Source organism: Micromonospora endophytica, from assembly GCF_003236305.1.
Classification (GTDB): Bacteria; Actinomycetota; Actinomycetes; order Mycobacteriales; family Micromonosporaceae; genus Micromonospora; species Micromonospora endophytica.
Genome location: NZ_POTX01000068.1, coordinates 1 through 25,403, shown reverse-complemented (window position 1 = coordinate 25,403; position 25,403 = coordinate 1). Strand labels below are relative to the sequence as shown.

Genomic DNA, 25,403 nt, shown 5'->3' with positions numbered 1-25,403 from the left:
GGGTTGTGAGGAGGGCGCGGATGGTGGTGGTGATGTGGGCGGGACGGCGGTAGAGGTCGCGTGCGGTGAAGTGGCGCATCCGCCAACGCTGATCGGCGAGCCAGTTCATTCGAGAGCGATCATGATTGAGGCGGTCATGATCGAGATGTGAGCTGCCGTCGTACTCGATGCCGATTCGGCGCTCACGATAGACAAGATCGATCCGGAAGAGGGCGACGCCGTGTCCGTCGTACACCCAGAACTGGGGCTCTGGAACGGGTAGGCCGGCATCCACCAGGACCAGCCGCAACTGGCTTTCCTGGCGGCACTCCGCCCGTGGATCAGCCAGGGTGGCCAACTGCCGGGCCTGGCAGACGCCGCGCAGCGCGCGATGCTTCGCCACCTCGGCCCGTAGTTCGTCGGGCAGGCAGGCACCCACCCGGAGGCACAGGTCCAGAACCGGCAGGGCGTCCATCCGTCGGAGCGTCCTCGCCAGGTCGATCGCGCAGCGGGCGGCCGGCGCGCAGGGAACGCCCTGACGGATGACCGGATCTCGTACCGGCACGACAGACTCGTGCGCCACCACGCCTCGAATCCGTGGTACGACCGTGCCGGCAGGCACGATCACGTGCAGCCGCTCCGAGCGCACATCGCCGAACCCGTGCAGCATCGCGCCGGTGTGAAAGCCTGCTACCGCGCCGTCCGGTAGCCGCTCGAAGATTGCCGCCAGCCGGTTGTCGGCGCGCGCGTCAGCGGTCGGCGCGTACACCCCACGGGTCAGTCGGACCAGCGAGTCCGCCTCGGTCTGACTCCTGACCTGCTCCCGGCTCCAGCCCGACGCCAGCAACTCCGAGTAATGAAACAGCTCCGCTCCCATGCCGACCCACGGTCCCGGCCCCGAGCCCCGCCCGCCACCCCGCCACCCTCACCTGTGGATAACCATCCCCGCTGTGGAAAACCCCCATCCCACCAAACGATCTGCTATGACCTCCCCGCCTCACGGCGGCGATCATGCAGTTGTGGTGCCCCGCTTATGCCCCACATCGGCACAAGGCTGGCACCACGACTGCATGATCGGCGGTAGGGGAGGGCGCTTACGGAATCCTTAACCCCCGCCTGGGAACGTGTGCCGGACGACGGCGGAGCGCGGGGGAGCGGAAACGTGCGGGTACTGGTGGCGGACGACGAACGGCTGCTGGCGGACACGGTCGCCGAGGGGCTGCGTCGCCTCTCCATGGCGGTCGACGTCTGCTACGACGGTGACGGCGCGCTGGAGCGGATCGGGGTGAACCGTTACGACGTGGCGGTGCTGGACCGCGACATGCCCGGGCACACCGGCGACGAGGTGTGCCGTAGCCTGACCGGCTCCGGCACCGGCACCCGAGTGCTGCTGCTCACCGCCGCCGCCGGCATCCGGGACCGGGTGGAGGGTCTCGACCTGGGCGCGGACGACTACCTGACCAAGCCCTTCGCCTTCGCCGAGCTGGTCGCCCGGGTGCAGGCACTCGGGCGACGGTCGGCCCCGGCGCTGCCCCCGGTGCTGGAGCAGCACGGCGTCACGCTCGACGTGGCCCGGCGCACCGTCACCCGGGACGGCCACCCGGTCAACCTGAGCCCCAAGGAGTTCGCCGTACTGCACGTGCTGATGCGCGCCGACGGGCGGGTGGTCAGCGCGGAGGACCTGCTCGAACAGGCATGGGACGAGTACGCCGACCCGTTCACGAACGTCGTCCGGGTCACCGTGATGACGTTGCGCAAGAAGCTCGGTGCCCCGCAGATCATCCACACGGTGCCCCGGGCCGGCTACCGGATCGGCGATGCCGCGTGACGCCGCGCCGACGCATCGTGCTGGTCGGCGCGCTGGCGCTGCTGGCCGGTTACGTCCTGCCGGTGTTGACCATGTCCCTCATCAACTATCTCTGGGGGTTGGGCCAGGGTTTCTGCAACTCCGGGCTGCCCGCCTCCGGCGTGATCTGCGGGGGTGGGTACGAACTCGCAAACCTGGTCATGGCTTTCGTTCCGCTGGTCGTGTTCGTGCTCGCGGTGGCCGGGGTCTGGACCGCGGCGAGATGGTGCCTGCGTCCGGTGCGGGACCTTGCCGGGCCGATCGAGCACGTCGGCCCGCAGAACCTCGGCCACCGGATCCGGCCACGCGGTGACGACGAACTAGCTCGACTGGCCCGGTCGATCGACCAGATGATGGACCGTATCGCCGCAGGGTACGAGGGGCAGCGGCGGTTCGCCGCGAACGCCTCGCACGAGTTGCGTACGCCACTGGCGGTGCAGCGGACGCTGATCGAGGTCGGCATGGCCCAGTCACTCAACGAGGCGCAGCTCGACCTGCTCACCAGCCAGTTGCTGGCGACGAACGAGCGCAACGAGCGGCTGATCGAGGGACTGCTCGTGCTCAGCGAGAGCGACCAGGGGTTGCGGGCCCGCCTCCCGCAGCGACTCGACGAGATCGTCGGCACGGTGCTCGCCACCCACCGGGACCGGGCCGGGGAGGCCGGGGTGACCGTGGAGAGCTACCTCGTACCCCGGACGGTGATGGGCGAGCGGGTGCTGCTGGAACGCCTGGTGACAAACCTGGTGGAGAACGCAATCAAATACAACCGACCAGGCGGAACGCTCGCCGTGACGGTCGGCGACAACCCGGCGCTGACAGTTGTCAACACCGGTCAGCCGGTGCCGGCCGAGGCGGTGGCCGGGCTCTTCGAGCCGTTCCGTCGACTGGCCCGGGACCGGACCAACCAGGGCGGCGGCGCCGGCCTCGGTCTGGCCATCGCCCGCTCCATCACCCAGGCCCACGACGGTCTGATCGCCGCCCGGCCCGCCGAGTACGGCGGGCTGCGGGTGGACGTCCAGCTACCCGCCGCGCGCTGACCCGGCCAGCCACCGGCAGCCTCGCACACCGCTGATCGCTGATCAGGTTGCCGGCCTCGACGACTCCGCCCGGCTGGCACTGGCCTTCAGCTTCCCGTTCCCGGTCGCCGTCGTCGTGCTGGCGCTCAGCCTGGCCAGCACGGGCCTGCTGGCGGTCCGCGTGTGGTGGCTGTTCGACATGCCTACCCGGCGTACCGCCGGCTGACTTGGAAGGAGACGACATGTCCCGCTCAGCTCCCCCGGAGGTCGACCCCGCGCGGGTCGACGTGGCGGAAGCCGCCAGCTGGCTCGACGGCCGGGTGCTGCGTACCCCGGTGCTGCGGTCCCCGGCGATCGACCGGCTGGCCGGCGCGACTGTGTTGGTCAAGGCGGAGAACCTCCAGCGTGGCGGCTCGTACAAGATGCGCGGCGGGCTGTTCGCGGTCGGCCGGCTCGCCGCCGCCGGGCGCTCCGGCGTGGTCGCGCAGAGCACCGGCAACCACGCGGTCGCCGTGGCGTTGGCGGCCCGACGGCACGGGCTGGCCGCGACAGTGGTGCTCCCGGTCGACGCGCCGGCGACGAAAGTCGACCGGACCCGGGCGGCGGGGGCCCGGGTGGTGCTCGCCGGCACCGACGTCGAAGAACGGCTCGCGGTGGCCCGGCGGATCAGCGACGAGACCGGTCACCCGATCGTCGACGCGTACGACCACCCGGACGCGATCGCCGGGCAGGGCACCGCCAGCCTCGAACTGATCGAGGAGGCCGAGCGGGCCGGCACGCCGCTGGACGCGCTGGTGCTGCCGGTGGGTGGCGGCGGCGGGGTCGCCGGCGCCTGCCTGGCCGCGACCGGCCGGCCGATCGAGGTGTACGGCGTGGAGCCGCACGGCTGCGACTCGCTGAACCGAAGCCTGGCCGCCGGCCGGCCGACTCCGGTCACCCCGGCACGGACGATCGCTGACGGCCTGCGCCCGTCCTGTGTGGGCGAGTTGCCGTTCGCCATCGTGCGCGACCGCCTGCGTGGCGTGATCCGGGTGGGCGACGACGAGATCGCCGACGCGTTCCGGCTGCTCCTGCTGGAGCTAAAGGTGCTGGCCGAGCCCTCCGGCGCGGCCGGCCTGGCCGGTGCCCTACGCCTTGCCCCGCACGGCGCGGTCGGGGACGGCAGCGATGCGCCACAGCGTGCAGCCGGGAGCGGTGTGGCCGGCGGCGATGCGTGGCAGCGCGGTGTGGCCGGGAGCGGTGTGGCCGGGAGCGGTGCAGCCGGGGGCGGTGTGGCCGGCGGAGATGCCTGGCAGCGCGGTGCAGCCGGGCCAGGCGGTGGCCGTCCGTGGACGGTCGGCGTGGTGCTGACCGGCGGAAACGTGGAAGCAAGCATGGTCGCCCGGCTGGCTGCCGGGAGCCGGATCGAGGAAGAGGTGGCAGCATGAGTGAACGTGAGCGGGAAGACCGGTCCGGGGTCGAAGAGCCGGGTGTCGATCACCGGACACCGGCACGGATCGGGGTGCTGTTCGGCGGACCGTCGGCGGAGCACGAGGTCTCCTGCGCCTCGGCGCTCGGCGTGGCCCGGGCACTGGCCGGCGGTGGCTACCGGGTGGTGGCGATCGGCGTCACCCGCGACGGCGGGCTGCGCCTCGTCCCGGAGCCGGTGCTTGCCGACCAGATCGCCGGCACGGGTGCCGAGCGTGCCATCGACGACCGGCTGACGGTGACCGGTACGGCTGTGGAGTTGCGGGCCGGACGGCGACCAGGCACCGCGCTTGTCACCGCGGCGGAGCTGCCCGGCACCGTGCACGCCGAGCTGGACGTGGTCTTCCCGGTGCTGCACGGCCCGTACGGCGAGGACGGCGTGCTGCAAGGTGTGCTCGAATCGCTAGGTGTGCCGTACGTGGGGTGCGGCATCCTCGCCTCCGCCGTCGGCATGGACAAGGTGGCGATGAAGCGGGCGCTGCGGGCCGAGGGAGTGCCGGTCACCCCGGACGTCTGGTTCGACGCGCAGACCTACCGGGCCACCGAGGACCCGGAGAAGTTGGTGGTCGGACTACGCCGGCCGCTGTTCGTCAAGCCGGCCCGGATGGGCTCCTCGATCGGCATCTCCCGAGTAGGCGAGGAGGACGACCTGGCGGCGGCTATCGAGGAGGCGTTGCGGCACGACACGATCGTCGTGGTGGAGCAGGGCGTCACCGGCCGGGAGCTGGAGTGCGGGGTGCTCGGCGGTAGCCGTCCGGAGGCATCCGCGGTCGGCGAGGTGCGGGTCACCGGGGGCTGGTTCGACTACCAGCAGAAGTACTTCGGCGACAGTGACCCGATGGTGGTGCCGGCCGGGTTGCCCGAGGATATGACCGAGCGGATCCAGGATCTGTCGGTACGCGCGTTCACCGCGATCGGCGGGTGGGGGTTGGCCCGGGTCGACTTCTTATACGACGAGAGCGCCGGCGAGCTGTACGTCAACGAACTCAACACCATGCCGGGCTTCACCGCGCACTCGATGTATCCGAAGGTGTGGGCGGCCGTCGGGGTCGGTTACCAGGAGATCGTGGACCGGCTGGTGGTGCTCGCCCAGGCCCGGCACGCCGACCGTCCCCCGGGCGCGCAGCCCGGCCGGGACGAGCAGGCGGGCCGTACGGGAGAGAAGGCCGACAGGTGATCCTGCTCTGCGACCCCCGGGTGGCGGCGGTACCCGGTGTCGACGACGGTGAGCCGCTGGTCGACCTGCGCGACCTGCCCGAACTGCGGCTCGATGGCCGGGCGGCCGATCCCGCCGGGACGTACGCCCGGCTGCGTCGGGGTGTGGCGGACCGGTTGGTGGCCGCGCAGCGCGCCCTGCCCGACGGCCTGCGCCTGCTGGTCATCGAGGGATACCGGCCGTATCAGGCCCAGCTGGACATCTTCACCGGCTATCGGGACGAGTTGCGCCGCAACCACCCCGACTGGTCCCCGCAGCGGGTGTACGAGGAGACCACCAAGTTCGTCTCGCCGGTGGAGGTGGCGCCACACAGCACCGGCGGGGCGGTGGATCTGACGCTCTGCACCGCCGACGGGGTCGAACTGGACATGGGCACCGCTGTCGACGCCACACCCGAGGCCAGCGCGAACGCCTGCTTCACCGCCGCGTCGTCGATCAGTCCGGCAGCCCGCCGGCACCGGCAGATCATGGTCGCCGCGCTGACCGGAGCGGGCCTGGTCAACTACCCGACCGAGTGGTGGCACTGGTCCTACGGCGACCGCTACTGGGCGCTACTCACCGGAGCGCCCCGCACCCGCTACGGGCCGGTGTGAGGTTCATCCGAAACCTTGTTTTCGATACATCTCACGACCGCTGAACGGAGCGCGCTCCCACGCCGTACCAGCACATGAACGTAGGCGGCGAGGTACCGGGAGGAACGGATGAAGCTTCAGCGCAAGCACGTGCTGGCGGCAGGGGTGGCGGCGGTCGCCGCGGCAGCCGTGGCGGTGGGCACCGGACTCGGCTTCGCCGACAGCGCCCCGAACCGGCAGAGCGTCTGCCCGGGATCGGTCACCTTCTCGGCCGAGGGTGGCGCGCCGTCCGCCACCAGCGACCGCTTCCCGATCGGTACCCGGCTACGCGTGACAAACCTGGACAACAAGAGATCGGCGGAGGTGACGGTCACCGGCCCGTCGGGCAGCTGCGTGCTGCTCAACTCGACAGCGATGGAGCTGGTCCGCGAGCCGGGCAAGAACGTGATCCGGCGCAACCTGATTGAGCGGGTGGGCGAGGTGGTGGCCCAGCCGGGCCCGGGACAGCCTGGCCAGGTAGCGGACCGGCCGGGTTCGGCCTCACCGCCGGCTTCGCCACCCGCCTCACCGCCGGCGGCCCGTCCGGTGGCCGGATCGGCTTGCTCGGGCGCGATCACTTTCTTCGAGGAGGCAGCGGCGCCGGCCGCCACCAGCGACCGGTTCCCGGTCGGCACCCGGCTGCGGGTGACGAACCTGGACAACGGCAAGGCGACAACCGTCACCATCACCGGCCCGTCGGCCAGCTGCGTGCTGCTGAACTCCGCCGCCATGGAACAGATCCGCGAGCCGGGCAAGAACCTGGTCCGCAACAACACCGTCGAGCTGCTGCGCTGAGCTGAAGTGTTAGGAGGGGGCCCCTTTAATACACCAGGCGTTAATAGGGGACCCCTCCTTTCACCCTAGAAGGCCGGGTGGGTGCCGCGCGGTGCGGACGCGACACCCACCCGGCCGGCTTGTCAGCCGAAAGCGGCGTCGAGGATGTCCAGGCCCCGGTGCAGCTCGTCGGCGGAGATGACCAGCGGAGGCAGGAAACGCAGCACGTTTCCGTAGGTACCGCAGGTGAGGGTGAGTAGGCCGGCGGCGTGGCAGGCGGCCGAGATCGCCGCCGTGGCGACCGGGTCCGGAGTGAGGCTGCCCGGCACCACGATTTCCACCGCGAGCATCGCGCCGCGACCGCGTACCTCGGCGATCCGGGGATCACGCGCGGCGATGGCGCGCAGCCGAGCGCCAAGCACCGCTTCGATCTGCCGGGCCGCGCCGGCCAGGTCGAGTTCGTGCATGGTCTCGATGGCGGCGAGCGCTGCGGCGCAGGCGATCGGGTTGCCACCGTACGTGCCGCCGAGGCCGCCGACGTGCACCGCGTCCATCAGCTCCGCCCGGCCCGTCACCGCAGCCAGCGGCAGCCCACCGGCGATGCCCTTGGCCAGGGTGATCAGGTCCGGTTCGACGCCCTCGTGCTGGCAGGCGAACCAGTCCCCGGTGCGGCAGAAGCCGGTCTGGATCTCGTCGGCGACGAAGACCACCCCGGCCGTCGTCGCCCACTCGCGCAGCGCCGGCAGGAAACCCGGTGCCGGTACGACGAAACCGCCCTCACCCTGGATCGGTTCGATCAGCAGCGCGGCCACGTTCTCCGCGCCCACCTGCTTCTCCACCAACTCGATGGCGCGGGCCGCCGCGGTGGCACCGTCGAGGCCACCGTCGCGCAGCGGGTACGACATCGGCACCCGGTGGATCTCACCGGCGAACGGCCCGAAGCGGTGCTTGTACGGCATGTTTTTCGCCGTCAACGCCATGGTCAGGTTGGTCCGACCGTGGTACGCGTGATCGAAGACCACCACCGCCGGCCGCCCGGTGGCGTGCCGGGCGATCTTCACGGCGTTCTCCACCGCCTCGGCACCGGAGTTGAACAACGCCGACCGCTTCTCGAAGCCGCCCGGAGTGAGCGCGTTGAGCTGCTCGCAGACCGCCACGTACGACTCGTACGGCGCGACCATGAAACAGGTGTGGGTGAAGCGCTCGACCTGCGCGCGTACCGCCTCGACCACAGCCGGGGCGGAGTTGCCCACGTTCGTGACCGCGATGCCGGCGGCGAAGTCGATCCACTCGCGGCCGTCGACGTCGGTGATGGTGCCGCCGGACGCGGTGGCCACGTACGCGGGGATGACACTGCCGACGCCACGGGCCACGGCCGCGCCCCGCCGCTTGTGTAACTCTTCCGAGGAGGTCAAGAGTCAGCCCTCGATGTTGTGCATGACGTGCTTGATCCGGGTGTAGTCCTCCAGGCTGTAGACGGAGAGATCCTTGCCGTGGCCGGAGTGCTTGAAGCCGCCGTGCGGCATCTCGGAGATGAACGGGATGTGGGTGTTGACCCAGACGCAGCCGAAGTCGAGCCGCCGGGTCATCCGCATCGCCCGCCCGTGGTCGCGGGTCCAGACCGAGGCGGACAGGCCGTACTCGACACCGTTGGCCCAGCGCACCGCCTCGTCCTCGTCGGAGAACCGCTGCACGGTGATCACCGGCCCGAACACCTCGTCCTGGATGATCTCGTCGTCCTGCCGCACCCCGGAGACGACGGTGGGGGCGTAGAAGTAGCCGCGCTCGCCCACCTGCGCGCCGCCGGCCTCCACCGACGCGTGGTCGGGCAGCCGGTCCAGGAAGCCGCGAACCCGGGCCAGCTGGTTGGCGTTGTTCAGCGGGCCGTAGAGCACGTCGGAGTCGTCCGGCAGTCCGGTGCGGGTGTTGCGGGCCTGCTCGGTGAGGGCGGCGACGAAGTCGGCGTGCACGCCCGGCGCGGTGAGCACCCGGGTGGCGGCGGTGCAGTCCTGGCCCGCGTTGAAGTAACCACCGACCGCGATGGCCTCGGCTGCCGCCGCGATGTCCGCGTCGTCGAAGATCACCACCGGCGCCTTGCCGCCCAACTCCAGGTGGGTCCGCTTGAGGTCGGGCGCGGCAGCGGCGGCGACCTCCATGCCGGCCCGGGTGGAACCGGTGATCGACACCAGTTGCGGGGTGGGGTGCGCGACCAGCGAACGGCCGGTGTCCCGGTCGCCGCAGACCACGTTGAACACGCCCGGCGGCAGGTACTCGGCGGCGATCTCGGCCAGCAGCAGCGTCGACACCGGGGTGGTGTCCGACGGCTTGAGCACCACCGTGTTGCCGGCCGCGAGCGCCGGAGCGATCTTCCAGACCGCCATCATCAGCGGATAGTTCCACGGGGTGACCTGGGCGCAGACCCCGATCGGCTCGCGCCGTACGTACGAGGTGTGCCCGGCCAGGTACTCCCCGGCCGAACGGCCCTCCAGCAGCCGGGCGGCACCGGCGAAGAAGCGGAACTCGTCCACCGCGGGCGGCAGCTCCTCGTCGGCGGTGAGCTGCCGGGGCTTGCCGGTGTTGCGTACCTCCGCGTCGACAAGCTCGGCGGCCCGCGACTCCACCGCGTCGGCCAGCTTGAGCAACGCCCGCTGCCGCTCCGCCGGGGTGCTGTCCCGCCAGCTCTCGAAGGCCGTGGCAGCGGCCCGCATCGCCGCGTCCACGTCGCCGGCACCGGAGACCGGGGCCTGGGCGAAGACCTCGCCCGTACACGGGTCGACCAGGTCGGCGTAGCCGCCGTCGACCGGCTCGACGTACTCGCCGTTGACGAAGTTTCGCAGCTTCTGCTTGTCACTCATGACTGGATCACTCCGAGGGGTCCGGGTTGACGCTGCGGCGGTTATCGCAATCTCGTGCCATCTTCGCTACTGAATTCGCGGCAGACAAGGGTCAAGGCGACCGTTTCCGTCGGCCTTCCCGTGGTTTAAGCTGCGGAACGTGGAGTCCACCCCGTTCTTCGTCGCCGGTCGTCGGACCCATGGCACGGATGAGCTGACCGTGCATCACCCGTACGACGGCCGTCCCGTCGGCCGGACCACGCTCGCCACCGCCGACCAGATCGAGACGGCCGTGGCGGCGGCGGCCGAGGTCGCCGCGACCGCCGCCGCACTGCCCGCGTACGCCCGCGCAGCCGCCCTGGACCACGTCTCCCGCCGGCTCGCCGAGCGCGCCGAGGAGATCGCCACCCTGATCACCGCCGAGAACGGCAAGCCGGTCAAATGGGCCCGTGCCGAGGTGGGCCGCGCGGTCTCCACCTTCCGCTGGGGTGCCGAGGAAGCCCGCCGCTTCTCCGGCGAACTGCAACGGCTCGACACCGATCCGGCCGCCACCGGCCGGATCGCCCTGGTCCGCCGGGTGCCCAAGGGGCCGGTGCTGGGCATCACCCCGTTCAACTTTCCGCTGAACCTGGTGGCGCACAAGGTCGCACCGGCGCTCGCGGTCGGCGCGCCCATCATCGTCAAGCCGGCACCGGCCACCCCGCTCACCGCGCTGCTGCTTGGCGAGATCCTGGCCGAGACCGAGTTGCCCGAGGGTATGTTCTCGGTGCTGCCGCTGCCCAACGAACGCGCCGCCGAACTGGTCACCGACCCCCGGCTGCCGGTGGTCTCGTTCACCGGCTCCGGACCGGTCGGCGCGGCCATCCGGCGGGCGGCACCCGAGAAACACGTGACGCTGGAACTCGGCGGGAACGCGGCGGTGCTGATCTGCGAGGACTGGTCGGACCACGAGGACCTGACCCATGCCGCGCAGCGGATCGCCACCTTCTCCAACTACCAGGCCGGGCAGTCCTGCATCGCCGTGCAACGCGTCTACGTGCACGAATGGCTCTACGACGGTTTCCTGCCCCGGCTGGTCGCGGCCGTGCGGGAGCTGCGCACCGGCGACCCGACCGACCCACTCACCGACGTCGGCCCGCTGGTCTCCACCGACGCCGCCCGCCGAATCGAAGCCTGGGTGGACGAGGCGGTGGCCGCCGGCGCCACCATCGAGACCGGCGGCGAACGGGACGGAGCCACCTACCCACCGACGATCCTCAGCGGAGTGTCGAAGGACGCGAAGGTCTGCGCCGAGGAGGTCTTCGGCCCGGTGCTCGTCGTGGACCGGGTCGAGAACGACACCGCCGGCTTCGCCGCCATCAACGACTCGGCGTACGGCCTCCAGGCCGGCGTCTTCACCCACCGCCTCGACGTCGCCTTCGCGGCGGCACGCACCCTGGAGGTGGGCGGCGTCATCGTCGGCGACGTGCCGTCGTACCGGGCCGACCAGATGCCGTACGGCGGCGTGAAGGGCAGCGGCGTGGGCCGCGAGGGCCTGCGCAGCGCCATGGACGACTACACCACCCCCCGCGTCACCGTCCTCACCGGGATACAGCTGTAAGGAAGGGCCCCCTGTTAACGCCTCGTGTATAGGAGGGGCCCCCTATTAACAACTGGCGGTGGTTCACCAGGTGCCGTCGTCGCGCACCCGGGCAGGAGCACGGCCGAGCAACAGGGTGGTGAGCGCCCCGTCGATGTCCGCACCGAGGAACCACTCACCCGCCTGATCCAGCGCGAAGATTCGGCCCTGCTCGTCCACGACGATGATGCTGTGCTGGTTCTCGGTGCCGATCGGGAACAGCCGTACCCCGATCACCGCCGCGAAGTCAGCGAGCGTGTCAGCGGTGTGTGCGACCTGACGGGGCCTGAGGTCGAAGCGCGAGATCCATACCTGTTCGCCCGGTCCCAGCCGGGCTCCTACCAGGCTTGGAAAGGCGGTGAGAGTGGCCGCTACGGAGGGAAAGACCGAGTGTTCGTGGGAACTGCCGCGCACTGCGCCGACATCACGGATGGCTGACATTGCTACCACCTCATCGCCGAAGTGCGGCCGCCATCCAGCAGCGACGAGAGCTTGCGCCACCTCGGGTGGAAAGCGACCTGGCTCCGGATCGGCCGCCGGTTCAGGGTGCCATGGTGCCGTCCAGCCACGGTCGGACCAGGGCAGCAGGTTGAAGTGGACGAGGAAATTGATACACGAGTCACAGGGCCGGTCGGCAGGTCCCCCGTTGGGGTCAGCCGTCTCGCGGACCCGGAACACTTCGATGCGCGCTGAACCCAGCAGGTCCTTCGCGTCGCCGGTATCCATCGGGGCGATGCCTTCGGCGGCGCGGCGCTGGTCGTACTCGTAAAGGACGTCGGAAACGACTACCAGTTCGGCGTGCCGGTCGCCGCCGCGGACCAGGTGCCCGTCGGGTAGTTCGTCGAGGTACGCGCGGACCAGCGGATGATGGTGAAGTTCCACATCTCCCTTGACGCCGTGTGCGGTGAAGATCCGCCCTTCGATGGTCAGGTGCGCCGCCGTGGTCGGGGTGGGTAGCCGGCGGATCTCCCGCAGCAGTTGACTGGCCGGATCCACGGTACGGGGAACCGGGGGACCGGTGGGTCGGCTACGGCGGAAGAGCTGCTCGACCACGTCAGGAGGAACCCGGGGCCAGGTGCTCACCTCACCGGTCTCCTTGTCGACGACCGTTGTCGGCAGATCACCAGGGAGCGTCCTGACCTGTGTGGACACCGTGGACGTGATGACATATCCGAGGTCGAACTCGGTCACCACCGGGCGGCATTCGTGGCCCAGTCGTAGTGAGTCGCGCCGGGCCCACACCGTTGCGAGCTGCTCGGCCTGTTCGCGGTCAATCACATCGGCGAAACTACCGGACAACACGAAGTCGTGGCAGCCGGTATGGTTTGCTTCACCGACGGTGACAAGAGGTGTGGCGTTGACCGACAACGTGGACCGCGCAGCCAATCGCGCCCTGCGGGCTCGGTTCGACGATGTGTTCGGGCAGTATCAGCAGCTCCGGTCGGGTCTGGACGAGCTACAGACGAGGCTCACCGAGCTGCGGGTGACCGAGCGCTCCGACGACGGCCAGGTCACCGCCACCGTCAACGCCAGGGGAGAGCTGGTGTCGATTGAGCTGGATCCCTCGATCTACCGGAACCGCGACGCCCGAGCCCTGAGTGCGAAGATAACCGCCACGGTTCGGCGCGCCAGTGCCGAGGCGACGGCGAAGACGCAGGAACTCGTCGCGGGCTACCTGCCAGCCGACTCCGGCACCGCCGATTTCCTGCGTACCGGCGATTTCGGTGCGTTGCTCGGTCGGGCCGACTCGGTCCTGCGCCGGAGCGAGTGATGGCCGGGGAACTGTGGCTCGACCCGACGCGAGCCCGGCACGCCGGTGGAGACCTTGCCCGCGCTGGTGAGGCGGTGACCGGCCGGCGCGCGGAGGTCGGCGCCGCGATAGCGGCGGCGAGCGAGCGACGGCCCTGGGGGCGCGACGACATCGGCTCCGCGTTCGAGCAGCAGTACCGCGGCTACGAGGAGATGGTGCTGCGGGTCTGGGCGGGAGTGGGCCGGCGGCTGACGGAACTGGGCACGGACGTGGTCCGTTCCGTGGAATCCAACGTGGAGACGGATGCGGCCAGCGCTGGCCGGTTCGACCGGGTGACCGACACCCATCCACGGCGCTGACCCGGTCGGGAGGTCGTCGATGACCCTGCTGCCGAGCCCGATCCCGCATCCGCTGGACTACTCGCCCTGGGACCTGCCCGGCTGGATCTACGAGGCCCTTGACTGGGTGGTCGGCGTGGAGTGGCCGGAGGGCGACGAACGCGCCGTCTGGGATCTGGCCGACCAGTGGTACGCCGTGGCCGGGGTGCTCACCGGCCCGCAGACGGACGCCGGCACCGCCGCCACCCAGGTGCTTCAGGGGTACGGCGCGATCGGCGCGGTCGCGGCGGCGTTCGACACCGCGTGGCAGCGGGTGGCCGAGGGTGAGGAGGCTCCGCTGCCGGTGCTGCTCGCGGTCAGCCGGGACCTGGGCCGGGTGGTGGAGGAGTGCGGCTGCGACATCGAAGGCGCCAAGCTCGAAGTCTGGATCGAGCTGGGCATCCTGGTGATCGAACTGCTGGGGCTGGCGGTAGCAGCAGTGCTCACCGCCGGGGCCGCGTCGCCGGCTGCTGCCGGTGTGATCGCCGCGACCCGGTTCCTGGTGCAACAGATCTTCCGGCGACTGCTGGCACAACTGGCCCGCAAGACGCTCAAGCAGGGCCTCAAGGAGGCCGGCGAGCGGGCGGCGAAGCAGGTGGCCAAGAACGGTGCGAAGGGCCTGGCGCGACGTGCCGCCCGGGAAGGGCTCGAGGAGGCGGCCGAGGAAGCGGGAATCAACCTGGCCACCCAGGCGTACCAGAACTCCACCGGTCGTCGGCACGGTCTGGATGTCACCGATGCGGCAACCAACGCGATCGGTGGCCTGGCCGGCGGTGCGGCGGCACCGCTGGCCGGCCTCGGCCGGCACGCCACCGGCCGGGGAGCCCGCATGGCCGAGCACGTCGGCCGGGAGATGACCGGTGAGGTCTTCGCCGACCAGGCCGCGAGCCTCGCCACCGGACAGGGCCTCATTTCGTTGGAGGACGCCACCCGGGCAGCGGCGTCGGGCGCTCGTGGCTCAGCCACCGCGCAGACCGATCGAGCCTTGCAGGCACGGCTCGATGGTCAACTCAGCGCCCTGGCCGGCCCGACCCTTCCCGCGCCGCCGCTGTCTGGGCCGGCTGGTCGAGATCTGCAGCTCAGCTCCGCCGCAGCGGCCTATCCGGCTGTGACGGGTTCGACCGGGGAGGTATTGACCCCTGCTCAGCGGACCCCTGTAGATACATCGTCTGGCATGTCGTCCGGGGTATCTCCAACGCCGAGTGACACGCCGTGGGCCTCGTCGGGTCCGGACGGCGAGGTCGGCTCGAAATCCTCCGGCGAGATGGCCCAAGGTGTGGGAGCGTCGCATCTCGCCAGCTCTGACCACGGCGGAACATCGGATCGTTCGACGGAGTCTGGTCAGCGACCAGAGATGCATCAGCAGACCCCCATGCCCTCGATCACAGAGTCACCACGGTTAGGCGAAGCGGGGAACGTCTCCTCCGCTGTGAGCCCGTCCACATCGGTCTCGGTAGACGAACCGGTCGGGCCCCCCGGACCGACGCTGTCTACGGCGGCCTCACCGTCGATTACGTCGGCTCCGCTTCCGGCCGGCTCCATCGCTGCCGAGATGACAGGCGCGGGCGCGTTGGGTGGGAGTGCGACGACCTCGACCGGCTCCCCTTATGCCGCTAGCCCCGCGGCAACGACCGGAAGCGGCGGGCCGGCGAATGCGGGCAATCCGGCCGTAGCTGGTCCAACGGTGAATATGGCACCGGGGACAACGACCACAGCGAGGTCTGCGGAGGTCACCCCGCCCGTCGGAGTGCTGCCTCGGTCGGAGCCGCCACCCGCACCGCCACGATCAGCGCTGGTCGAAGCACTCGCGCCGGACTCTCAGGTAGCGGGTTCGGCGGGACGCGTGACTCCGCCGACCTCGCCGCCGGGGCCGGCTGATCGGAACGGCGGCAGTTGGGCGGCCGAACAGCAGGCCCTTGAACGGCGTCGCTACCAGGGCTATTACCAGTCACAGCGGGCCGACTACGAGGAGACTCGCCGGCTACGTGAGGTTGCTCGACTGAGAAACCAGGGGGAAGAGCACTACCAGCGGGCCAGCGACTTCGCTGCGTACGCGCGTCAGCTTCACCAGGCGGGTCACCGCAGCGCGTCGGCGGGCTGGCAGCGGGCGGCTGACGAGGAGACCCGGGCGTACGGGGAGTGTCTGGATCTGGCGGATGCGGTGCTGGCGGGTTCCGTCGTGCCGGATGTGGTGGCCGTTGACCGGCCGGAGGACTTTCACCGCATCAACGACGACGTGGGTGATCTGGCGCGTGGGGCGATCGGGACCACGGACCGTTCGGCGCTGACCGATGACGATCATCCGCCGCCGATCGACAGATCCCGTCGGTACGGGCAGCCTGGCGGGTTGCGTCCACCGCTCGCCCTGCACCAGTTGGACGTGGAGCGGCAGGTGCCTCGGGACCGGGCCGGCAAGGTGGTGCGTACGGCGGATCCTCGGGTGGGCGACTGGTTCGGGTTGGTGAACGACGGTGGGCCGCGGGCCGACCCTACCCGGGGCATCAACTGCCTGGACTGCACGCTCTCCCTCTTCGACACCTGGGTGCACGGACGGCCTCGGGTGGCGGCGCCGCGTACCTTCGACGCGTACCAGTCCGGTGACGTCACCCGGCCGCTCAACGGCGAGCAGGACGGCACCGCCCGGGTGGAGGATGTCACCGGGGGGCGTTTTCAGCGGCTCTGCGACGGCACCGCCAGCACGCCGGCCGAGCTTCAACAGGCGCTGGACGCCGGCTACCGCAACCTGCGCGATCAGCTTCTGCTGGGCGGCCACGGCAGTTTCGCCTTCGTGGTCAACCATCTGGAGCGGGGCGGTTCGCACATCTGGGTGGCGCTCAACCAGAACGGCACCGTGCTCTACGTCGATCCGCAGATCGGGTTGGTGAGCAATCAGCCGCTGTATCGGCACCACGGGACCGCGTACCCGTTCAACGCCCTCGACGCGGACGTGCTGGTGCTCGACGGTGACGCCCGGCCGATGCCGCTGACCGGCCTGCGGCGTGGTCTCTACAGCCAGCGACCGGATCTGCCGGGTTATCCGTCCGCCGAAAAATATCAGGGGTACGGCGAGCCGTACCTCAACCGCATGCACCTGCTCGGCGGCCCCGGCCAGGCCCCCACCGAGCCCGCGCAGCCCAGCGGACCGGAGCGCATCATCAGGGACGGCCGTGGCGATTAGTTGGGCGTTGAGGCTGGGCGAGCCGCTGGACCAGGGAGGGCTTGATGCCCTCCGGTCGGCGTTGGGCCTGACTCGAACCGGCCGGTTGGCCGACGACTGGGACGAGTTGTTCGGCGAGGTTCGATTGACCGTGCCGGGCGCCGGTCGAGTCTGCCGGTCTGCGAGTGAGGTCCGGTAACCGTCGCTGAGCAGAACGGCCGAGACAGCCGCCTGCCGGGAGGTCTGCTGCACATCGTCGAGTGCGCTTCGGCGCGGCCACCGGCAGGGTGGTGCGGCGCACATGCGGGCTGCTCGATGACCACCCGTGGTCGGGCCCCGGTAGTAGCCTGACCGGCGATTCCCCACCCGGGGGAGGAACGGTGGATGATCATGTCGGTACGTCGCCAGGCGGCGCGGCTCGGGACGGTCTGCGTGCTGCTGGGTGGCCTGGTGCTGCTCGGCGCCGCGCCCGCGCACGCCGACGAGGATCGGGTGCGGGTCCAGTCGGCGGGCAGCTTCACCGCGGGCCGCTCCGCCGAGGGCGTGACGGTCGAGGTGCGTCGGCGTACCGACGGGTGTGTGCGGGTGCGTGGCGTGCTCGGGTTGAGCCTGCCGGGCGTCCGGGCGAACCAGGTCGCTGTGCAGGCCAACCTGGATGGCCGTTGGGTGCCGGTGGCGGTCTCCGGCGACAACGGGTTGCTGGTCACCTCTGCGGTCGCGCCCGAGAAGGACGAACTCTGCCGGGGTAAGCGGGCGACCATGCGGTACCGCGTCGCCTTCGGCGCGGACGCGCCCGACGGCCGGCTGATCGTCACCGGCGAGGTGGTCACCGCCGATGGTGCCGTGTTGGGGCGGGCCGCGGCGGATTCCCGGGTGGTCGGCGGCCGGGTCGCGCCGACGCGCTCGGCGTCGCCGACGCCGTCGCCGACCCCGAGCGAGGATCCGGTCGAGGAGCCCACGGCCGAGGTCACCCCGACTGTGGCGTTGGCTGCGGAGGGCACCGGTGACGCGGCTGACGCCGGCGACCTCGCGCAGACCTCCGGAGAGTCCGCCGGGGGATCGCCGGTGATGTACTTCGGCATCGCGATGGTCGCGGCGGGGGTCCTGCTCATCGGGCTCCTGATCGCCCGGTCCCGCAAGGACCGGCGGCAGCGCCGCGAACAGGCCGAGGTCCCGTTGCCGCGGAGCAACCCGGGTGGCACCACCTACCGCTCCGGCCGGGGGGCCGCTGCCACGCCGATCCCGCCCGGTCCCGCTGGCGGGCCGGTTCCGCCTGGTCTCGGTGCCGGACCGATTTCGCCCGGGCACGGTGGAGTGCCGGTGCCGCCGCAGCCCCGTGGTCCCGGTGCGGTCGCGCCCGGGTCACCCGGTCAGGTGTACGGGTCGAGCCGTCCCGGCACGCCCCGCGTCTACGGCGGGCCGTCCGCTCCCCGTCCGTCGGGCGGACTGTACGGTGCGCGGCCGGCTGATCCCGGCGACCAGGGCCAGGCAACGCCGGAGCCATCCGCCGCCTCCGCCGCCGTCCCGCCGCCCGCCGCCTCACCGGCGGCACCGGCACACCCGGTCTCCGCGCCGCCGGCGGCACCGACTTCCGCTCCACCGGCGTCCGAGCCCGGGACCGCCCCGACGGCACCGACCTCCGCGCCTCCGGCGACACCGAGCGGATCGCCTCCGGCGGCGCCGAGCGGATCGCCTCCGGCGGCGCCGAGCGGATCGCCTCCGGCGGCGCCGAGCGGTCAGGTCGGTCGGGCGGTGGTGCCGAGGCGGCAGGAGACCACGACGGAGGGGGAGGACCCGGGTCCGGTACGCGACCTCTCCGGCTGAGCCGGGGTGGGAGCCGACCCTCCGATACGCTCAGCTTCGTTGACGACCTGCTGCCGAGGAGTGGAACCGGTGTCTGATCTGTCCCAGATCGTGAAGGCGTACGACGTCCGTGGGACGGTGCCGGACCAGTGGGACGAGCGGGTGGCTGGGGCGCTGGGCACCGCCTTCGCCCAGATGCTCGACGCCGCTGGCGAGCCGGGGGAGGCCGTGCTGATCGGGCACGACATGCGGGCGTCCGGTCCGGGGTTGGCCGCCGCCTTCGCGGCCGGCGTACGGGCGGAGGGTCGCGCGGTGATCGAGATCGGGCTCGCCTCGACCGACATGGTCTACTACGCCTCCGGGGCGCTCGGGCTGCCCGGGGCGATGTTCACCGCCAGCCACAACCCGGCGCAGTACAACGGCATCAAGATGTGCCACGCCGGGGCTCGTCCGGTGGGCCAGGACAGCGGGCTCGCCGAGGTACGCGACCGGGCGCAGGCCCTGCTGGACAAGGACGAGCCGGTCGGGGCGCCGACCGCGCCGACCGAGCGGCGGGACCTGCTCGCCGATTACGCGGCGCACCTGCGCACGCTTGTGGATCTGAGGGGCATCCGGCCGTTGACGGTGGTGGTGGACGCCGGCAACGGCATGGGTGGGCACACGGTGCCCAGCGTGCTCGGTGACGCCGTGCTGTCGGCCCTGCCGCTGCGGATCGTGCCGTTGTATTTCGAGTTGGACGGCACCTTCCCCAACCACGAGGCAAACCCGCTGGACCCGGCCAATCTGGTCGACCTGCAACGCGCGGTGGTGGCGCACGGCGCGGACATCGGGCTGGCCTTCGACGGTGACGCCGACCGTTGTTTCGTGGTCGATGAGCGGGGCGAACCCGTCTCGCCGTCGGCGATCACCGCGCTGGTGGCGACCCGGGAGTTGGCCAAGCACCCCGGCTCCACCGTCATCCACAACCTGATCACCTCGACGGCGGTGCCGGAGATCATCCGCGAGCACGGTGGCGAGCCGGTGGTGGCCCGGGTGGGGCACTCCTTCATCAAGGCCGAGATGGCCCGTACCAATGCGATTTTCGGTGGTGAGCACTCCGCGCACTACTACTTCCGGGACTTCTGGTTCGCCGACACCGGCATGCTGGCCGCGATGCACACGCTTGCCGCGCTCGGCGAACAGTCCCTGCCGCTGTCCACGCTGGCCGCCGAGTACGAGCGCTACGTCGCCTCGGGTGAGATCAATTCCACGGTGGCGGACCAGCCGGCCAAGATGGCCGAGGTACGGGCCGCGTACCCGGACGCCGAGGCCGACGAGATGGACGGGCTCACCCTGCGTTTCGCCGACGGGGCGTGGTTCAACCTACGCGCCTCGAACACCGAGCCGCTGCTGCGCCTCAACGTCGAGGCACCGACGGCCGAGCGAATGACGTCGCTGCGCGACGAGGTGCTCGACCGGGTTCGCCGATAGGATCGCTCGCGCCGATCGGCACCGTCGATCGGTCAAGCCGCATACGTGGAAGGAGCCGCGCAGTGGCCCTCGACCCGCAGTTGCTGGAAATTCTCGCCTGCCCGGACACGCACCATGCGCCGCTGGACTACGACGCGCAGGCCCAGACGCTCACCTGCACCGAGTGCGGCCGGATCTTCGAGGTCCGCGACGACGTGCCGGTGTTGCTGCTGGACGAGGCGCGCGGCCCGGTGGAGTCGTCGTGATCGACGGTACGGCGGGCGTGAGCGGCCATCGCCACGCCGACGAGCGGCTGCTCGACGACCCGAAGGCGCTGGCCGAGCGGGACCCGGGAGGCATGCTGCGGCATACCGCCTCGGCCGGCGCTCAGGTCCGCGAGTCGGCGGCACTGGCCGCTGAGGCGAACCTGTCCGTGCTCGGCGGCGAGGGGCGTCCCCGGGCGGTGGTCATCGCCGGTATCGGCACCGCCGGGCGTACCGGTGACGTGCTGGCCACGGTCGCCGGCCCGCGGTGCCCGGTGCCGGTCATCCCGCATCGCAGCGCGGGGGTGCCCGGCTGGGTCGGCGCGGCGGACGTGGTGATCGCGGTGAGTGCCTCCGGCCGCAGCCCGGAGGCGTTGGGTGCGGCCGAGGCCGCGCACCGGCGGGGTGCCCGACTGGTCGCGGTGGGTCCGCCGGACTCCCCGTTGCAGTCGATGGCCGAGCGGGCGCGTGCCCCGTTCATCCCGGTGCCTCGGCGGGCCCCGGCCCGGGCCAGCCTCTGGGCGCTGACGGTGCCGGTTCTGCTGGCCGCGCGGGCCCTCGATCTGGTGAAGGTCAACGAGGCGGATCTGGCGGAGACGGCGGCCCGGCTGGATGCCGACGCCGACCGCAGCCGCCCGAACGCCGAGTCCTTCGTCAATCCGGCGAAGTCTCTCGCGCTGGGTCTGGCCGGGTCGATCCCGATCGTGTGGGGGTCCTCGCCGCTGGCGTCGGTGGCGGCCCGCCGCTTCGGTGACACCCTCTCGGCGAACGCACGGTACCCGGTGGTCACCGGGGCGCTCGGCGAGGCGGGCCGGGGACGGGTCGGCCTGCTGGACGGGGTCTTCGGCGGTCTCGCCGAGGGGGAGCGGGACATCTTCGCCGATCCGGACGAGTCGGTGGGGGAGGAGACCCGGCTGCGGTTGGTGCTGCTGCGTGACGGCGGACTCAACCCCGAGGACGACGCCGACGAGCCGCTGGCGGTCGAGGAGCGTCGCGCCGACGCCGTGCAGACCCTCGCCGAGCGGCGGGGCGTACGGTGCGACGTGGTCACCGCCGAGGGCGGGTCGGCGTTGGAGCGGCTGGCCTCGCTGGTGGCGGTCCCGGATTTCGCGTCGATCTACCTGGCCCTGGCGCACGGCCTGGATCCGATGGCGGTGCCGGCGATCACGGAGATGAAAGAGCTGTCCAACCAGTGAGCGAGCGCAGCGAACGGGCCATCGGGGCGGCGGCGTGAGTGCCCAGAGCGGTACTAAGGCGATCATCGCCGCTCTGCTCGCCAACCTCGGCATCGCCGTGACGAAGTTCGTCGCGTACCTGTTGACGAGTTCGTCGTCGATGTTGGCCGAGTCCATCCACTCGGTCGCCGACTCGGGCAACCAGGCCCTGCTGCTGCTCGGTGGCAAGCGGGCCAAGCGGGCCGCCACCCCGCAGCATCCCTTCGGCTACGGCCGGGAGCGGTACGTCTACGCCTTCATCGTCGCGATCGTGCTGTTCAGCCTGGGCGGGTTGTTCGCGCTCTACGAGGCGTGGCACAAGTGGTCTGATCCGCACGGGATCACCAACTGGCAGTGGGTGCCGGTGACGGTGCTGCTGGCGGCGATCGTGATGGAGTCGTACTCCTTCCGTACCGCGATCAGGGAGTCCAACCTGATCCGTGGGCGCGAGTCCTGGCCCCGGTTCATCCGCCGGGCCAAGGCTCCGGAGCTGCCGGTGGTGCTGCTTGAGGATTTCGGTGCCCTGGTCGGCCTGACCTTCGCCCTGTTCGGGGTGGGGATGACCCTGGCCACCGGGAACGGCAGGTGGGACGCGGCCGGCACCGCGATGATCGGTGTGCTGCTGGTGACGATCGCGGTAGTGCTCGCGGTGGAGACCAAGAGTCTGCTGCTCGGTGAGGGTGCCGAGCCGGCGGACGTGGCCGCCATCGAGCGGGCCGTCGCCGCCGGGCCCGAGGTGGAGCGGATCATTCACATGAAGACGCTCTACCTCGGCCCGGAGGAGCTGATGGTGGCGGCGAAGATCGCGGTGCCGCGCTGCGAGAGCGCCGAGGAAGTGGCCCAGGGCATCGACGCGGTGGAGGCCCGGATCCGCGCCGCCGTGCCGGTTGCCCGGGTGATCTATCTGGAGCCGGACATCTATCATGCCGGGGCCGGGCCGACGGAGGCGTCCGGCCGACGGGAGAGCTGACGGTGGAGAGGCTGTACGGGCCGATCAAGGACTATGCCTGGGGGTCGCGTTCGGCGATCGCCGCGCTTGAGGGCCGGCCGGTGCCGAGCGACGGCCCGGAGGCCGAGCTCTGGCTGGGTGCCCATCCTGGCGCACCGGCGGTGGTCGAGCACGACGGACTGCGTGTGGCGTTGCCGGAGCTGATCGCCGCCGACCCGCAGGGTTGGCTCGGCCGGCGGGTGTGCGACAGGTTCGGCAAGCGATTGCCGTTCCTGCTCAAGGTGCTGGCCGCGGAGGCCCCGTTGAGCCTTCAGGCCCACCCCGACGCCGAGCAGGCACGGACCGGGTACGCGGCGGATCAGGCCCGGGACACCGGGCACCGCAACTACGTCGACCCGTTCCACAAGCCCGAGTTGCTGGTGGCGCTCGGGCCGATGGAGGCGCTGTGCGGGTTCCGGGATCCGGCCCGCTCGGCCGCGGTGCTCGCCGGGTTCGGCGTACCGGAGCTGGGGCCGGTGTGTGCGGCGTTGGAGGCCGGGCCGGCGGGGTTGGCCGAAGCCGTACGCACGCTGTTGACCTGGCCGGCGGCGGAGCGTGCCGGGCTGGTCGCGGCGGTACGGGCGGCGGCGGTCGCCGGGCCGGACGCGGAGCTGGTGGCGCTGCTGGCCGAGTCCTATCCGGCCGATCCGGGGGTGCTCGTCGCGTTGCTGCTCAACCGGGTGCGGCTGGCGCCGGGTGAGGCGATCTGGATGCCGGCCGGGAACCTGCACGCCTATCTGCGTGGCACGGGCATCGAGGTGATGGCGGCCAGCGACAACGTGTTGCGCGGCGGGCTGACCCCGAAACACGTGGACGTGCCGGAGCTGCTGCGGGTGCTGCGTTTCGAGGTGCTCGACCAGCCGGTGGTGTCGCCCCGGCCGGTGACCGACGCGGTGGTGACGTGGCCGGTGCCGGTGGAGGATTTCGCGCTGCGCCGGGTGACGGTGACCGAGGGCGGACCCGAGGTGACGGTGTCGGTGCCGGGCCCGAGGGTGGTGCTCTGCACCTCGGGCGGGGTCACCGTGGCCGATGCCGGCGGGTCGGTGACGCTCGCCACGGGACGGGCCGCCGTCGGGTCGGCGGGTGCCGGGCCGTTGACGGTGGCGGGCGCGGGGACGGTGTACGTCGCCACGACCGGCCTGAGCTGAGCCGTAGTCCTGTCGTACGACGGCTCGCTTGCGTCGCGAAACGACAAGTCCGACTTACCCGAAATAGCTTGACTCGCCCCTTGCTCTGTGTGACTCTATGGGTGCGTAGCGTTGTCGTGACGAACTGTCCGAGAACGCGCGGGGGAACCAAACCGGGGGGATGCGCGGGGCGGGCGGAGATGGACGGCACACGTCCACCACCGACCGCCCCGTGCGCTGTGCGCAAACCGCCCGGCGCGGTTTGAGGTGGCGCGCGTAAGGTGGGTGATTGCGCAGCACCATCGTCCGACAGGAGCTTTCATGACCAGCACCCTCCCGGCGTCCGCCAGCGGCACGTCGTCCGAGGCCCGGCCGGCCACCCTCGCCGAGGGCGACTACAAGGTGGCGGATCTGTCGCTCGCCGAGTTCGGGCGCAAGGAAATCAGGCTCGCCGAGCACGAGATGCCCGGTCTGATGGCGATCCGTCGCGAGTTCGCCGACGCGCAGCCGCTCGCTGGCGCGCGGATCACCGGTTCGCTGCACATGACCATCCAGACCGCTGTGCTGATCGAGACCCTCGTCGCGCTCGGCGCGCAGGTCAGGTGGGCGTCCTGCAACATCTTCTCCACCCAGGACCACGCCGCCGCCGCGATCGTGGTGGGCCCGGAGGGCAGCCCCGAGGCGCCGGCCGGTGTCCCGGTCTACGCCTGGAAGGGCGAGACGCTCGAAGAGTACTGGTGGTGCACCCAGCAGGTGCTCGACTGGCCTGACGGCCAGGGCCCCAACATGATCCTGGACGACGGTGGCGACGCCACCCTGCTCGTCCACAAGGGTGCCGAGTTCGAGAAGGCCGGCGCGGTGCCGCCGGTCGAGTCCGCCGACTCCGAGGAGTACGCGGTCATCCTCGGCCTGCTGCACCGCTCCCTCGCCTCCGACGGCCAGCGCTGGACCCGGGTCGCCGCCAGCATCAAGGGCGTCACCGAGGAGACCACCACGGGTGTGCACCGGCTCTACGAGATGCACCGCGCGGGCACCCTGCTCTTCCCGGCGATCAACGTCAACGACTCGGTGACCAAGAGCAAGTTCGACAACAAGTACGGCTGCCGGCACTCGCTCATCGACGGCATCAACCGCGCCACCGACGTGCTGATCGGCGGCAAGATGGCGGTCGTGCTCGGCTACGGCGACGTGGGCAAGGGCTGTGCCGAGTCGCTGCGTGGCCAGGGTGCCCGGGTCGTGGTGACCGAGGTGGACCCGATCTGCGCGTTGCAGGCGGCGATGGACGGTTACCAGGTGGCCACCCTGGACGACGTGGTCGAGATCGCCGACATCTTCATCACCGCCACCGGCTGCTTCGACGTCATCACCAACGAGCACATGGCCCGGATGAAGCACCAGGCGATCGTCGGCAACATCGGTCACTTCGACAACGAGATCGACATGGCCGGTCTGGCCAAGCGTTCCGACGTCACCCGGGAGAACATCAAGCCGCAGGTCGACCTCTGGAAGTTCGACGACGGCCACGCCATCATCGTGCTCTCCGAGGGCCGTCTGCTGAACCTGGGCAACGCCACCGGTCACCCGAGCTTCGTGATGTCGAACTCGTTCGCCAACCAGACCATCGCCCAGATCGAGCTGTACACCAAGACCGAGGAATACCCGGTCGGCGTGTACGTGCTGCCCAAGCACCTCGACGAGAAGGTCGCCCGCCTGCACCTGGCCGCCCTCGGCGCCAAGCTCTCCACCCTCACCACGGAGCAGGCCGCCTACCTCGGCATCCCCGTCGAGGGCCCGTTCAAGCCGGACCACTACCGCTACTGACCACCCCACTTCGGCGGTCGATCATGAGGTTGGCGGCAGTGGTTGATCTTCAAGCTGCCGCTAACCTCATGATCAACGGGGTGGGTTGGGGCT

21 protein-coding genes are annotated in these 25,403 nt (G+C 71.0%); 17 read left to right on the top strand and 4 right to left on the bottom strand.

What is annotated here, in order from left to right:
• Positions 1-856: type IV toxin-antitoxin system AbiEi family antitoxin (locus C1I93_RS12815; protein ID WP_181445150.1), on the bottom strand; the 856-nt coding region annotated here is incomplete at its 3' end.
• A 285-nt stretch (positions 857-1,141) separates the two neighbouring features.
• Here C1I93_RS12815 and C1I93_RS12810 point away from each other — a divergent pair.
• The 6 genes from C1I93_RS12810 (at position 1,142) to C1I93_RS12785 (ending at position 6,930) form a co-directional block, all read left to right on the top strand.
• A complete protein-coding gene (locus C1I93_RS12810) occupies positions 1,142-1,807 on the top strand; it encodes a response regulator transcription factor (RefSeq protein WP_111243487.1) in 666 nt (221 codons plus the stop codon).
• Positions 1,804-2,862, top strand: a complete 1,059-nt coding sequence (locus tag C1I93_RS12805) for a sensor histidine kinase (protein ID WP_111243486.1) — start codon at positions 1,804-1,806, stop codon at positions 2,860-2,862. The genes C1I93_RS12810 and C1I93_RS12805 overlap by 4 nt, the downstream gene beginning before the upstream one ends.
• Before the next feature lie 221 nt (positions 2,863-3,083).
• A complete protein-coding gene (locus C1I93_RS12800) occupies positions 3,084-4,268 on the top strand; it encodes a threonine ammonia-lyase (protein WP_223256172.1) in 1,185 nt (394 codons plus the stop codon).
• The gene (locus tag C1I93_RS12795) at positions 4,265-5,485 is read left to right on the top strand and encodes a D-alanine--D-alanine ligase family protein (protein ID WP_111243485.1); all 1,221 of its coding nucleotides are present in this window, start codon (positions 4,265-4,267) and stop codon (positions 5,483-5,485) included. Before C1I93_RS12800 ends, C1I93_RS12795 begins: the two co-directional genes overlap by 4 nt.
• Positions 5,482-6,117: a M15 family metallopeptidase gene (locus tag C1I93_RS12790; protein WP_111243484.1), complete on the top strand. Its 636-nt coding sequence runs from the start codon at positions 5,482-5,484 to the stop codon at positions 6,115-6,117. Before C1I93_RS12795 ends, C1I93_RS12790 begins: the two co-directional genes overlap by 4 nt.
• 108 nt (positions 6,118-6,225) lie before the next feature.
• Complete coding sequence (locus tag C1I93_RS12785; protein ID WP_111243483.1) at positions 6,226-6,930, top strand: RlpA-like double-psi beta-barrel domain-containing protein; 705 nt, start codon at positions 6,226-6,228, stop codon at positions 6,928-6,930.
• A 122-nt stretch (positions 6,931-7,052) separates the two neighbouring features.
• Here C1I93_RS12785 and gabT read toward each other — a convergent pair whose 3' ends face one another.
• Positions 7,053-8,324: a 4-aminobutyrate--2-oxoglutarate transaminase gene (gene gabT / locus C1I93_RS12780; RefSeq protein ID WP_111243482.1), complete on the bottom strand. Its 1,272-nt coding sequence runs from the start codon at positions 8,322-8,324 to the stop codon at positions 7,053-7,055.
• A gap of 3 nt (positions 8,325-8,327) precedes the next feature.
• A complete protein-coding gene (locus C1I93_RS12775) occupies positions 8,328-9,764 on the bottom strand; it encodes a gamma-aminobutyraldehyde dehydrogenase (protein ID WP_111243481.1) in 1,437 nt (478 codons plus the stop codon).
• Between the two features lie 139 nt (positions 9,765-9,903).
• Here C1I93_RS12775 and C1I93_RS12770 point away from each other — a divergent pair, with 139 nt between their 5' ends.
• The gene (locus C1I93_RS12770; protein WP_111243480.1) at positions 9,904-11,343 is read left to right on the top strand and encodes an aldehyde dehydrogenase family protein; all 1,440 of its coding nucleotides are present in this window, start codon (positions 9,904-9,906) and stop codon (positions 11,341-11,343) included.
• Between the two features lie 63 nt (positions 11,344-11,406).
• On the opposite strand, the gene C1I93_RS12765 is transcribed toward C1I93_RS12770, so the two are convergent.
• Positions 11,407-12,639, bottom strand: coding sequence for an SUKH-3 domain-containing protein (locus tag C1I93_RS12765; protein ID WP_111243479.1), 1,233 nt, complete (start codon positions 12,637-12,639; stop codon positions 11,407-11,409).
• Positions 12,640-12,712: 73 nt separating this feature from the next.
• Between C1I93_RS12765 and C1I93_RS12760 the strand changes: the two genes are divergently transcribed.
• The 10 genes from C1I93_RS12760 (at position 12,713) to ahcY (ending at position 25,310) form a co-directional block, all read left to right on the top strand.
• Complete coding sequence (locus tag C1I93_RS12760; RefSeq protein WP_223256182.1) at positions 12,713-13,132, top strand: YbaB/EbfC family nucleoid-associated protein; 420 nt, start codon at positions 12,713-12,715, stop codon at positions 13,130-13,132.
• Positions 13,132-13,470, top strand: coding sequence for a hypothetical protein (locus C1I93_RS12755; RefSeq protein ID WP_223256173.1), 339 nt, complete (start codon positions 13,132-13,134; stop codon positions 13,468-13,470). Before C1I93_RS12760 ends, C1I93_RS12755 begins: the two co-directional genes overlap by 1 nt.
• A 19-nt stretch (positions 13,471-13,489) precedes the next feature.
• Entirely contained in the window at positions 13,490-16,666 is a 3,177-nt protein-coding gene (locus C1I93_RS12750; RefSeq protein WP_111243477.1) for a toxin glutamine deamidase domain-containing protein, read from the top strand.
• A gap of 369 nt (positions 16,667-17,035) precedes the next feature.
• Positions 17,036-18,469 (top strand): hypothetical protein, encoded by a 1,434-nt coding sequence (locus C1I93_RS31565; protein WP_181445149.1) that lies wholly within the window; start codon positions 17,036-17,038, stop codon positions 18,467-18,469.
• 69 nt (positions 18,470-18,538) lie between these two features.
• Positions 18,539-19,918, top strand: coding sequence for a phosphomannomutase/phosphoglucomutase (locus tag C1I93_RS12730; protein WP_111243488.1), 1,380 nt, complete (start codon positions 18,539-18,541; stop codon positions 19,916-19,918).
• A 62-nt stretch (positions 19,919-19,980) separates the two neighbouring features.
• Entirely contained in the window at positions 19,981-20,163 is a 183-nt protein-coding gene (locus C1I93_RS12725; protein WP_111243475.1) for a Trm112 family protein, read from the top strand.
• Entirely contained in the window at positions 20,160-21,356 is a 1,197-nt protein-coding gene (locus C1I93_RS12720; RefSeq protein WP_111243474.1) for an SIS domain-containing protein, read from the top strand. Before C1I93_RS12725 ends, C1I93_RS12720 begins: the two co-directional genes overlap by 4 nt.
• Before the next feature lie 34 nt (positions 21,357-21,390).
• Positions 21,391-22,344 (top strand): cation diffusion facilitator family transporter, encoded by a 954-nt coding sequence (locus tag C1I93_RS12715; RefSeq protein WP_111243473.1) that lies wholly within the window; start codon positions 21,391-21,393, stop codon positions 22,342-22,344.
• 2 nt (positions 22,345-22,346) lie between these two features.
• Complete coding sequence (manA, locus tag C1I93_RS12710) at positions 22,347-23,510, top strand: mannose-6-phosphate isomerase, class I (RefSeq protein ID WP_111243472.1); 1,164 nt, start codon at positions 22,347-22,349, stop codon at positions 23,508-23,510.
• A gap of 300 nt (positions 23,511-23,810) precedes the next feature.
• Positions 23,811-25,310 (top strand): adenosylhomocysteinase, encoded by a 1,500-nt coding sequence (ahcY, locus tag C1I93_RS12705; protein WP_111243471.1) that lies wholly within the window; start codon positions 23,811-23,813, stop codon positions 25,308-25,310.
• The last annotated feature ends 93 nt before the right edge of the window (positions 25,311-25,403 follow it).

What these genes read in the sequence shown, in the direction of transcription:
- C1I93_RS12800 (WP_223256172.1), top strand. Translation starts at nt 3,084, where the DNA reads ATGTCCCGCTCAGCTCCCCCGGAGGTCGACCCCGCGCGGGTCGACGTG.
- C1I93_RS12795 (WP_111243485.1), top strand. Translation starts at nt 4,265, where the DNA reads ATGAGTGAACGTGAGCGGGAAGACCGGTCCGGGGTCGAAGAGCCGGGT.
- C1I93_RS12785 (WP_111243483.1), top strand. Translation starts at nt 6,226, where the DNA reads ATGAAGCTTCAGCGCAAGCACGTGCTGGCGGCAGGGGTGGCGGCGGTC.
- C1I93_RS12775 (WP_111243481.1), bottom strand. Translation starts at nt 9,764, where the DNA reads ATGAGTGACAAGCAGAAGCTGCGAAACTTCGTCAACGGCGAGTACGTC.
- C1I93_RS12755 (WP_223256173.1), top strand. Translation starts at nt 13,132, where the DNA reads ATGGCCGGGGAACTGTGGCTCGACCCGACGCGAGCCCGGCACGCCGGT.
- C1I93_RS12750 (WP_111243477.1), top strand. Translation starts at nt 13,490, where the DNA reads ATGACCCTGCTGCCGAGCCCGATCCCGCATCCGCTGGACTACTCGCCC.
- C1I93_RS31565 (WP_181445149.1), top strand. Translation starts at nt 17,036, where the DNA reads ATGTCGGTACGTCGCCAGGCGGCGCGGCTCGGGACGGTCTGCGTGCTG.
- ahcY (WP_111243471.1), top strand. Translation starts at nt 23,811, where the DNA reads ATGACCAGCACCCTCCCGGCGTCCGCCAGCGGCACGTCGTCCGAGGCC.